Annotated in this window: 1 protein-coding gene; it reads right to left on the bottom strand. The window is 69.8% G+C overall.

All coding sequences use genetic code 11. The features are described 5' to 3' along the window. Positions 1-2,574, bottom strand: a 2,574-nt coding sequence (locus ABZS61_RS34700; protein WP_356430475.1) for a type I polyketide synthase, incomplete at its 3' end; no start/stop codon positions are given. Positions 2,575-2,592 lie beyond the last annotated feature (18 nt).

Genomic DNA, 2,592 nt, shown 5'->3' on the forward strand with positions numbered 1-2,592 from the left:
ACCCCGACCCGCCAGCCAACGCGCCACCTCCACACCCAACGCACCCGTACCACCCGTGACAAGCACCGTCCCCGACGGACACGGATTCCACGACGACTCAACCGCCCCGACCGGCACCGCACGAACCAGGCGCCGACCGAACACCCCCGACCCACGCACCGCAACCTGATCCTCACCACCACCACCAGCAAGAACACCGGCAAGCCGGGCACCCGCCCGCACATCCACCTGTGCCGGCAAGTCGATCAGACCACCCCAACGATCCGGGAACTCCAACGCCGCAACCCGACCCAGACCCCACACCGCCGCCAGACCCGGATCACCGAGCCGATCCGAACCACCCACCGACACCGCACCCCGCGTCAACACCCACAGCGGCGCTGTGACCTCGCCCAACGCCTGCGCCACAGCGAGCGTCTCCGCCACCCCGGACGCGGACACGATCACACCGGCCAGGTCAGCCAGCTCCGACACTTCCTCGACGGGAAGACCGACCACGGTCGCACCCGCAGCCTTCAACGCGGCCGACACTTCGGGGACTTCAGTGCCGACGACCGCCCACACCCCGGTCAGGACCGCCGACGACGGCAGGCCGTCCAGCGGCTTCCACGTGACCCGGTAACGCCACGAGTCGAGCGTCGACTGTTCCTGATGGCGCCGGCGCCACGCGGACAAGGCCGGCAGCGCCGACTCCAGGCCCGCGAGTTCCTCCAAGTCCTCCCGCTCCACCGCATCCCAGAACGCGGCATCCACCAGCTCACCACCACCACCACCCGCAGCAGCCGTCAGCGAAAGCTCCGGCCAGAACCGCTCACGCTGGAAGGCGTAGGTCGGCAGATCGACCACCCTGCCGCCCCAACCGGCGAACAGCGCCGTCCAGTCGACATCGACTCCGGACGTCCACAAACGGCTGATCGCGGTGAGCGCAGTGTCGGTCTCATCGCGTTCCTTGCGCAGGACGGGGATGAACTGGGCGTCGGCGGTGGTGTCCTGGGCCATGGCCGACAGAACGCCGTCGGGGCCGAGTTCCACGTACCGCGTCACACCCATCGCTTCGAGGGCCACCACGGCATCGGCGAAACGCACCGGCTGCCGCACCTGGCTCAGCCAGTACTCCGGCCGCTGCATGACACCGGGCTCGGCGACCGCACCAGTCACGTTCGACACCACCGGAATCCGCGCCGGGTGGAACGTCAGACCGGACAGGACGGCTCCGAACTCCTCCAGCATCGGCTCCATCAGGGCCGAGTGGAACGCGTGCGACACCGACAGCACGTTGAACCGCAGGCCACGGGCGGCACACTCGGCCACGTACCGCTCGATGGCGTCGGTGGCACCGGACAGGACCACGGAGTTCGGGCCGTTTACGGCCGCGACGTCCAGGCCGGAATCGGCGACGTCGGCTTCGGTCGCCTCGACTGCGAGCATGGCACCACCGGCCGGCAGCGCCTGCATCAGCCGGCCGCGCTCCGCGACCAGAACGCAGGCGTCGTCCACATCGAGGATCCCTGACACGTGCGCGGCGGTGATCTCACCCAGCGAGTGACCCAGCAGCACGTCCGGGGTCACACCCCACGACTCCACCAGTCGGAACAGGGCGACTTCGAGAGCGAACAGGCCCGCCTGCGCCCACATCGTCCGGTTCAGATCGACGCCATCGGTCAGGACGTCACGCAACGGACTTTCCAACCGGACGTCGAGCCGTGCGCAGACCGCGTCGAAGGCTTCCGCGAACACCGGGAACGCCTCATAGAGTCCCAGACCCATCCCCGCACGCTGCGAGCCCTGGCCGGTGAACAGGAACGCGGTCCGGCCCTCCGCCGTCGCACCCGCGGCGAGCACGTCCCCGCCGGGGGCCAGCACCACGCGATGCTCCAGCGCGGCCCGGGTGGTGGCCAGCGACCAGCCCACATCCACCGGATCCAGCTCCGGACGCTCCGCCACAAACGCGCGCAGCCGGTCCACCTGTGCCCGTAGCGCGGGCTCCGACTTCGCCGACACCACCCAGGGCACCAGCCCGGGACGTGTCACCGACGGCTCGGCCACCGGCTCCCGCTCGACGGACCCCGGAGCCTGCTCCAGAATCACATGCGCGTTGGTGCCGCTGATCCCGAAGGACGAGACGCCCGCGCGGCGCGGACGACCTGCCTCCGGCCAGGAACGCGCCTCCGTCAGCAGCTCCACCGCGCCCGCCGACCAGTCCACCTGCGGCGACGGCTCATCCACATGCAACGTCGCCGGCAGCACACCGTGCCGCATCGCCATCACCATCTTGATCAGGCCCGCAACACCCGCCGCAGCCTGGGTGTGACCGATGTTCGACTTGACGGAGCCGAGCCACAACGGCTCGCCGCTCTCACCACGGTCCTGGCCGTAGGTCGCCAGCAACGCCTGCGCCTCGATCGGATCGCCGAGGCGCGTGCCTGTGCCGTGCGCCTCCACCACATCGACATCCGCGCCAGTCAGCCGGGCGTTGGCGAGAGCCTGGCGGATGACACGCTGTTGAGAGGGACCGTTCGGCGCCGTCAGACCGTTCGACGCACCGTCCTGGTTCACCGCACTGCCACGCACCACCGCAAGAACCTTGTGCCC

Source organism: Streptomyces sp. NPDC005566, from assembly GCF_040605575.1.
Taxonomy (GTDB): domain Bacteria; phylum Actinomycetota; class Actinomycetes; order Streptomycetales; family Streptomycetaceae; genus Streptomyces.